The organism is Candidatus Cardinium sp. cBcalN2 (assembly GCF_022810445.1).
In the GTDB taxonomy this organism is placed as follows: Bacteria; Bacteroidota; Bacteroidia; order Cytophagales; family Amoebophilaceae; genus Cardinium.
The window spans coordinates 1-8,961 of sequence record NZ_JAACGD010000050.1; the positions used below are offsets into that span (position 1 = coordinate 1).

Genomic DNA, 8,961 nt, shown 5'->3' on the forward strand with positions numbered 1-8,961 from the left:
AAAAAAGTAAGATAAAAAAAACTTATAATCAAATAAAAATAATTAAAAATTCCTTAAGTTGACGCCATTGCATGAACAGATACAAATATTATCTATGATTGTTTAACAAATAGGGTCAACCTTATATGTAGCTGTTGACGATATGAGTAAAAACTGTTTTTCTATTTCAGTTATAACGGTTACTTGCTGAGCGGCACTATTTTACAACCGGCATTTTTTAGTCTAATGCTGCCACAGTAGTGAATGGATACTAATAACAAGTGCAAGTCAAATGCCTAGTGATAGGTGTTGTTACTTTTATATTAATCAAGCAATAATGTACAGGTAAAATAGCAGCAATTTTTGAAGGCCATTCTATAAAACAATAAGCGCCAGAGGTAAAATACCTTTCAAAATCTAACGCAATTGCATCATCGATATGATTGATTCGATAACAATCAAAATGGTAAATAGAGGCATGATCTATGGTTTCATATTCATTAATAATTGAAAAAGTTGGACTGTTAACTACACCAACTGTTTGCAACACCCCACAGAGTTCTTTAATTAAAGTAGTTTTTCCAGCCCCCATATCACCTTCTAGTAGCCATATTCTATGATCAGCAGCATAACTCAACAATTGACAAGCAGTATCCCTGAGCCTACCCCAAGAACTTTTTAGGATCATTTTTTTGGCTCCATTTAAGGTTTATTTTTATTTTTATTTTTATTTTTATTTTTATTTTTATTTTTATTTTTCTGTTCAAAAAATTTCAATAAGGGAAATTTTTCAGGATGTTGAACAATTTCTTGGGCCTGTTTGAGTAATTCGGGGTCATATCCTTCTTCTTCCAGTATTCTTAAAGCAACAGTTTGGTCTGCTTCACCTGGTACAATTTTATAGGTATAGTGGAGTTTCCGATCCGGTTTTTCATCTATAAAAACCTTAAAGTTTCTAATCCCCCTTTCTTTGAAATTACTGCTTAAAGTCATTAAAATAGGATAATGGGTCGAGACAATATGCAGCGCATTGGTGTATTGCGCCATAGAAGCCAAGATACCATAAGCAGCAGCACTAGCTTGCAGCGGATTAGTACGGGCCAAAGGTTCATCAGAAATAGTAAAAATAAATTCATCTGGCTTAGCGTTTTCAAGCATATGCATGTACCGTTGCATACGCTCTACTTCTACCATAAAGAGTGATGCGCCACATGCAATGTCATCTTTGAGCTCAATATAAGTATTGATTTTATTAAAAGGGGTAATAACCGCACCTTTAGCAGCCGCAATCCCAAAGGTTTGACTGAGCAGCAAATTAGTGGCTACACCAGAAATAAAAGAAGATTTTCCACCTGCATTTGGTCCAGAAAGGATCATATTACGAGTCTTATCTGCATCGAGTTCTAGGTTGTTATCTACAACTGTTGCAGGATTTAACATTGGATTCCACATAGCATTCAAATGCACGCATGGTGTTTTTTGTTGAGAACGATCTAAAAATTTAGTGAAAGTATAACAGTGCTCCGGAAAAGTTTCTTTTGCCTCTTTTATCAGTGTAGCTATACCAACAAAGCTATCTAGTTGACCTAATTCATACATAGCCGGCTTCAAGTAATCTTTATATTCTGTAAATAAACTATAGGTAGCCAATAACTTACCATTATTTCCACGAATATAGGACCAATTATCAAGCTTCATCTCTAAAAGATTTTTTATCATTATCCCTATATCTGTGGATTCCTTGCTTTTTGCCAATAGCCCTCTAATCGCAGTTAAGGAAGAAGCATAATTTACTTCTAAGGCATGATGGTCTGCTATAATAGCACTTAATTTTTCAATAGTTTTGATAAACACTTGCACATGCCGCATACGAGCTGCTAAGTTTCGAAAAACAGCACTATATTCTTGGTAACTTTTGACGCCGCAATACCCTCGCCATATAGCTAATGCATGTGTAGCCGCTACGCCAAAGAAAGGTAACACTAATGGCTGACCATCTGTGTTGTAATAATTATTAACAACATGTCCGATGGACATAAAAGGAACAAATAAGGGGAAGGGAGCATAGCTAGTGCTTCTACTTCCTTGAACCATACCTCCTTTTGAGATAGAAGTTAGCAGGTAGTGCGCTTCACACCCAAACAGACCAATTGCTGGCAGCATAACAAACTCACCATATATATCTAAAAAGTTTCTAAAAAAAATCCGAAGATTAAGCTTGCTCGTTTTTTTATTGATAGCAGGATTAGCTGAGAGAAACCGTTTATTCATATAAGTTTTATAGGCATGGCTATAAAGGGGATCTGTGTGTGTCCATAAAGAAAATAAACATTGTTCTACTTTACGGTAATCTGCTAAACACGCTTTTAAAACTGGTAAACAAGCTGATTTTTCCAATAATAACTGCAAAGTTTTCTGACGATTGGAGAGTGTTGCTACATCACTAGTTGGTGTGATTAAAAGTGTAGCCAACGCACACTCACCTAGTACAGTATTGGTCCTGTTAATCCGTGATAATAAGTGATAAGCCGGATTACTAGACCCACCACAAAAGAGTATTAAATCAGTCCATGCATTATCGTTCAATATAGCACTATCTGGTGAGGAACTATTCGCAGCAATCTCAGAAAATATTGTACGTAAAACGATTTTACGTTGGGTAGTTTCAGCTAATTTTATATTATGCGTTTGGCGCATAGTTTCTTTCATGGTCTTTGACACTAACACGCTAGCATCAGCAAGTAATATCGGAAAAGATCTTAAATAATTACGTGAAATTTTTTCTGTAACTAATTCATTATTCCATTCCGGCTGGGCAAAGACCCAATCACTACTAATAAAATTGAACCATAAGGTCAAACAAAATAATTGAATGATGGTACGATGGCTACTAAATCTCATAATAAAAAATAATATTTGTTTTGGAATACTTTGGATAAAAAAGTTTAAGAAATTGTTACAGCAGCTAATATAAGGTTTTATCTACTAAATAAACTACGATGGCTAGGCTGATGCGTCACCTAATAGCTGAGCTAGCCAACTTTTATGATCTCTTTTTTGCCTTTAGATTGTTTTCTAAAAGATTTAGACATTCTTCGAAAGTGAGTAGTTTAGGATCTGTAATATCTTTAGGAACACGAGTATGTTGTTTACCATTTTTAATATATGGGCCCCATCTTCCATTTAAGATTTGTATAGCTGGGTCTTGAGGAAAAGTTTTGATCAGCTTTTCGACATCTGCTTTTCGTTTGGCTTCAATAATGGCTATGGCACCTTCTTGATTAATGGTAAATGGGTCATCTGTCTTGGGTATGGAATAAAAAAGAGGGCCATGTTTAATATAGGGGCCAAACCTGCCTATGTTGACCATTAGGGGCAGCGTTTCAAATGTGCCGACTACACGGGGTAACTTAAAAAGCTCTAAGGCCTCTTCTAAGGTAATGGTTTCCATACGCTGATTAGCCCTTAGCCCTGCAAAGCGAGGGGGAACCTCAAGACCATCCGCTTCAATACCTAACTGAACCAATGGACCATATTTTCCCAACCGAACTATTAACGAAGCATTGGTTATGGGATCTTTTCCTAAAAGCCTAGTATAGTTTACTATCGATCGGTCTATGCCAGCAGTAGCTTGCACTTTAGTGTAAAAGCTACTATAGAATTCACGTAACATTTGATTCCAAATCTTAGCCCCTTGTGCAATCTTATCTAACTCTTTCTCAACATGTGCTGTAAAGTTATAGTCGGTTACATCAGAAAAATGTTTGACCAAAAAGTCATTGACCACTGCGGCCATATCGGTTGGGAAAAGCTTTTGTTTCTCTGCACGAACAATTTCAGTTAGCTTTTCTTGATTAATCAGATTATTTTGTAGTGTTAATAAGGTATAAGTGCGCGAAAAACCTTCACGAGACTCCAATTTGATGTATCCTCTTTTCTGAATAGTAGCAATAATAGGTGCATAGGTAGAGGGGCGCCCGATCTCTTTTTCTTCTAAATCTCTAACCAAAGTAGCTTCAGTATACCGAGCCGGCGGATTACTAAAACGTTCCCTGGCCAACATTTTTTCTAATGATAGTTCCTGGCCTATATGGAGAGGTGGTAACATCGTTTTATGCTCATCTGAGCCTTCTTCATCCACTTGATCACGTAGATAGACCTTGAGAAAACCTTCAAATTTTAATACTTCACCTGTTGCGATCAATGGCTGATCGGTTGTAGAGATTTGAATAGTGGCTATGGTCTTTTCTATTTGCGCATCAGCCATCTGAGAGGCCATAGCTCGGCGCCAAATAAGTTCATAAAGCCGCTGTTCATCCTTTTGGCTACTGGCTATTTTCAATGAAAAATCAGTAGGACGTATCGCTTCATGAGCCTCTTGTGCAGTGGATGATTTCGTTGTATAACTTCTAGCCTGGAAATAATCCGCCCCATAAGTTGTGGTCACCATTTCTGCAATATGCTCTATCGCCTCTTTAGAAAGCGTTACAGAGTCTGTTCGCATATAAGATATTTTACCCGTTTCATAGAGCTGCTGGGCCAGTACCATAGTACGGTTTACAGAATAGCCAAGTTTTCTACTAGCCTCTTGCTGTAACGTAGAAGTAATAAAGGGCGGGGAAGGTGATCGTTTTAATGCCTTCGTATCCAATTTTTTAATCGAAAAAGACGCCCCTTTGCATTTTTCTAAAAAGGCAAAAGCTTCTTCTTCTGTTTTAAACTTTTCTGGACCATCCGCTTTGAGTAGCTGTCCTGTTGGTAAAACAAAAAAAGCAGAGACCACAAAGTAAGCAGTCGAGACAAAACGATCAATGGCCCTTTCTCGCTCTACTACCATCCTTACTGCAACAGATTGTACACGGCCTGCAGAGAGGCCTGGTTTAATCTTTTTCCATAATAAAGGCGATAGATCATAACCTACTAACCTATCTAAAACACGTCTGGCTTGTTGTGAGTTTACCAACGCTAAATCAATGGTACGTGGTTGTTTTAATGCGTTTAAAACAGCCATTTTGGTAATTTCCCTGAAGACAATCCGCTGCACTTTTTCATCTTTTAATTCAAGTGCTTCTTTTAAGTGCCATGATATAGATTCCCCTTCTCGATCATCGTCACTAGCTAAATAAACGCAATCAGAGCTATGGGCCAACTTTTTAAGTTGTTGTACCACCCGTTCTTTTCCAGGACTGATTTCATAACTAGGCAAAAAACCTTGCTCAATATTAATAGCATTATTGCCCCTAATAAGGTCTCTAATATGACCATTAGAAGAAGCTACTTGATAGTTACTGCCTAGATAACGTTCAATCGTTTTGGCTTTTGCAGGGGACTCAACAATAATTAAATTTTTTGCCATAGAAAAATATATAAACCCTGATTATAATAAATTCATATTATTTAAACAAATACAATGATCTGTATTCATTCAGTAATGTGGTAAGGCTACTTAACAACGTACCCCCTTGCATTCATTTGGTTCCCGGGCCATAAATTTACAAATGGTTGTTTGATTATAGCATATCATCGCCTCTCAATAATTTGAAATATTCTGCATAATCAGCTTTTAAAGCTGAAAAATAATTTTCGTAGATCTACCAATACAATTTACATTATAGCAGTAAACTATAGCCTATAACGTTTAGTTTAATCCTAAAAAGTAGCCTATCAGGCATCATACTGGCTTGACGCTCAACTATACTACACCTAAAGTAACTGTATATGACAACTATAGATCTGGTTTATAAAGTATTAGTTTAGAATATAAACATCTGATTATCAGTTATTTTATAGAATACCCAAATTTTTTATCCTTTATTTTTGAAAACTCTATTGCAATTTAGAAAAAAGTCCGTACCTTTGTTTCAGAGTTAATCAGAATAACATAAGCCGTCAGCAAAAAGACAGCCAATTGTTTCTAGTTTATCTTTGAAGTTCTTTGAAATAAATGTAGGTAAGAAACTCATTTATGAGTGAGAGGAAAATGTGTGACTCAAAAAATCATTCCTGGTATAATTATTAGGGATAAAGTTAATAAATAATAGAAAGAAGAGTTTGATCCTGGCTCAGGATGAACGCTAGCGGCAGGCCTCATACATGCAAGTCGAGGGGCAGCGGGACACTTCGGTGTTGCCGGCGACCGGCGGACGGGTGCGTAATGCGCATGCAATCTACTTTACACTGGGGAATAGCCTCCGGAAACGGGAATTAATACCCCATATAATCTTGCTAGCGCATGCTAAAAAGATAAAAGCTCCGGCGGTGTAAAATGAGCGTGCGTCCTATTAGCTAGTTGGAGAGGTAATGGCTCACCAAGGCTACGATGGGTAGGGGTTCTTAGTGGAAGGTCCCCCACACTGGCACTGAGATACGGGCCAGACTCCTACGGGAGGCAGCAGTAGGGAATATTGGTCAATGGGCGCAAGCCTGAACCAGCCATGCCGCGTGCAGGATGAAGGCTCTCTGAGTTGTAAACTGCTTTTGTACAGGAGCAAAAAAGCCCCTGCGGGGACTCTTGAGAGTACTGTAAGAATAAGCACCGGCTAATTCCGTGCCAGCAGCCGCGGTAATACGGAAGGTGCAAGCGTTATCCGGTTTTATTGGGTTTAAAGGGTGCGTAGGCGGCTTATTAAGTCAGTTGTGAAATCCTAGTGCTTAACGCTAGAACTGCGATTGATACTATTAGGCTTGAGTTAAGAAGAGGTAGGCAGAATTTATGGTGTAGTAGTGAAATGCTTAGATATCATAAGGAATACCAATAGCGTAGGCAGCTTACTGGTCTTTAACTGACGCTGAGGCACGAAAGCGTGGGGAGCAAACAGGATTAGATACCCTGGTAGTCCACGCCGTAAACGATGATCACTCGATATACATGAAACCTCGTGTGTGTCTAAGCGAAAGCGTTAAGTGATCCACCTGGGGAGTATACTCGCAAGGGTGAAACTCAAAGGAATTGACGGGGGTCCGCACAAGCGGTGGAGTATGTGGTTTAATTCGATAATACGCGAGGAACCTTACCTGGGCTAGAATGTATTTTGACACCTTGAGAAATTAAGGGTTCCTTCGGGACAAAATACAAGGTGCTGCATGGCTGTCGTCAGCTCGTGCCGTGAGGTGTTGGGTTAAGTCCTATAACGAGCGAAACCCTTTTACTTAATTGCCAGCACGTAATGGTGGGGACTTTAAGTAGACTGCCCGTGTAAGCGGGAGGAAGGAGAGGACGAGGTCAAGTCATCATGGCCTTTATGCCCAGGGCTACACACGTACTACAATGGCATGTACAAAGGGAAGCTACTTGGTAACAAGATGCAAATCTCAAAAGCATGTCTCAGTTCGGATTGAGGTCTGCAATTCGACCTCATGAAGTTGGAATCGCTAGTAATCGCGTATCAGCAATGACGCGGTGAATACGTTCTCGGACCTTGTACACACCGCCCATCAAGCCATGGGAGTTGGTAGAGCTTGAAGACAGTGGCCGTAAAAGGAGCTGTTTAGTGTTAGACCAGCGACTGGGGCTAAGTTGTAACAAGGTAGCCGTACCGGAAGGTGTGGCTGGAACATCTCTTTTATAGAGTAAGTACCATTCCTCTCTTCTTACCACATTTATTTTAAATAACATTTTAAATAACATTTTTCCTCCTCTTCAAATTTCTCTTCTAAATTATTTCTATAGTTATTTACTGTTAACAATAAAGGTTAGAGCAATGTATACTAGGTCGCCTTTTTATAGAAGAAGATTATCTATGAAGATGTTTGGTTTTTTATGCCAAATTCCTTGCAATACAATTATCAACTGGCTACTATTATCTTTGTCCACATTGACTGCATGTGGTCAATATCCTAAGCAAAATAGATGCTGCTTCCTATATCAACTTACACCTACTTCTCTTTACTTTGCTCCTCCTGTTCCTCCTGCCCCTCCTACTTCTCCTGCTTCTCCTGCTTCTCATTTTGATTTCTCTGCTCCTCCTTCGCCTCTTGCTCCCGATCCCGATTCTGATTCTTCTCTGGGTCCTTTGGTTGCGCCCATTATTGGCGGTATTTCTGGTGGTCTTGTTGGCTTTTGTGTTGGTATTGCTGCTGGGATTGTTCCTGGTATTGCTGTTGCTGGTGATGTTGGTGGCATGGTGAGTGGGACACTTGGTGGTATGGTTGGTGGCAGTCTTGGTGTTATCGCTGGTATCTATGCTTTTGCGGAGTACCGTGTTGCTAGTATACCTTCCCCTATTCCTCGGCAAGGGTATATTTAACTAACTTTTAGCATAATCTGCTTATTGGTGAGCACTATATAGGCAACATGGCTTATAGCAGACTGAATCTATTCAGAGATCAACTGTTTTTTACGTTTTTCCATTAGCTAGCTTACATTTTGTAAATAATTAAGATGGACTTTCATGGGTTTTTGATTATTAATGAAAGCTTTTTTATAGTATCTGTTCCTGAAAATGTTAAAAAATGAATTGTTTAAAGCCACTTTTTGCTTGATCAAAAAGTGGATAAAAAATCAAGCCCTCTGTAAAAAGTTGCGTAAATCACCTAGAGCTGATTAGAAAAACAGAACTCACCGGCTGTGCGGGTTCAAACAAGCTGTTTTTCTAATCAGCTCTAATAGGTGATTGCTCATCGCAACTATTTTACAAGAAGCGGTTTTTTTCAATATGGCCATAGCGCTGAATAAATATATAGCAACTTTATATTCACTATATTTGATATATCATAAGTATGATGGCAGCCGATAAGAAATTGGGCACTTTCAGTAACAGGTTCGCATAATGCATTAGGAAAGACCGAGAATACTCCGACAAATTGGGCATTTTGCTTCCATCCAATCCTCTCCTTCCGACATGACAGAATTTACCATGCAAGATAGGTGTATATACTTGGGGCTTGTTGGCTTGCTACAACAGCGCAAGATACGCCACTCATCACCTGTTTCATCGAGGCATATTAAACACCTGTTGTCTGGATTTATTTGTAGTAGTTGAT

The 8,961-nt window shown here is 38.8% G+C and carries 4 protein-coding genes and 1 rRNA gene; 2 read left to right on the plus strand and 3 right to left on the minus strand.

The genetic code is table 11. From position 1 onward, the window contains the following. Positions 1 to 250: 250 nt before the first annotated feature. The 3 genes from tsaE to topA form a co-directional block, all read right to left on the minus strand. Positions 251 to 667, minus strand: coding sequence for a tRNA (adenosine(37)-N6)-threonylcarbamoyltransferase complex ATPase subunit type 1 TsaE (gene tsaE, locus MUW74_RS01605; protein ID WP_243518917.1), 417 nt, complete (start codon positions 665 to 667; stop codon positions 251 to 253). Positions 668 to 681: 14 nt separating this feature from the next. After that, positions 682 to 2,880 (minus strand): hypothetical protein, encoded by a 2,199-nt coding sequence (locus MUW74_RS01610; RefSeq protein ID WP_243553034.1) that lies wholly within the window; start codon positions 2,878 to 2,880, stop codon positions 682 to 684. 142 nt (positions 2,881 to 3,022) lie between these two features. After that, positions 3,023 to 5,335, minus strand: coding sequence for a type I DNA topoisomerase (topA, locus tag MUW74_RS01615; protein ID WP_243519015.1), 2,313 nt, complete (start codon positions 5,333 to 5,335; stop codon positions 3,023 to 3,025). Between the two features lie 683 nt (positions 5,336 to 6,018). Between topA and MUW74_RS01620 the strand changes: the two genes are divergently transcribed. Beyond that, positions 6,019 to 7,543, plus strand: a 16S ribosomal RNA gene (locus tag MUW74_RS01620). Positions 7,544 to 7,679: 136 nt separating this feature from the next. Then, complete coding sequence (locus tag MUW74_RS01625) at positions 7,680 to 8,225, plus strand: complement resistance protein TraT (protein ID WP_243519013.1); 546 nt, start codon at positions 7,680 to 7,682, stop codon at positions 8,223 to 8,225. Positions 8,226 to 8,961 lie beyond the last annotated feature (736 nt).

Excerpts from the sequence above, each read along its gene's own strand:
- tsaE (WP_243518917.1), bottom strand. The coding sequence starts at position 667 with ATGATCCTAAAAAGTTCTTGGGGTAGGCTCAGGGATACTGCTTGTCAA.
- MUW74_RS01610 (WP_243553034.1), bottom strand. The coding sequence starts at position 2,880 with ATGAGATTTAGTAGCCATCGTACCATCATTCAATTATTTTGTTTGACC.
- topA (WP_243519015.1), bottom strand. The coding sequence starts at position 5,335 with ATGGCAAAAAATTTAATTATTGTTGAGTCCCCTGCAAAAGCCAAAACG.
- MUW74_RS01625 (WP_243519013.1), top strand. The coding sequence starts at position 7,680 with ATGTATACTAGGTCGCCTTTTTATAGAAGAAGATTATCTATGAAGATG.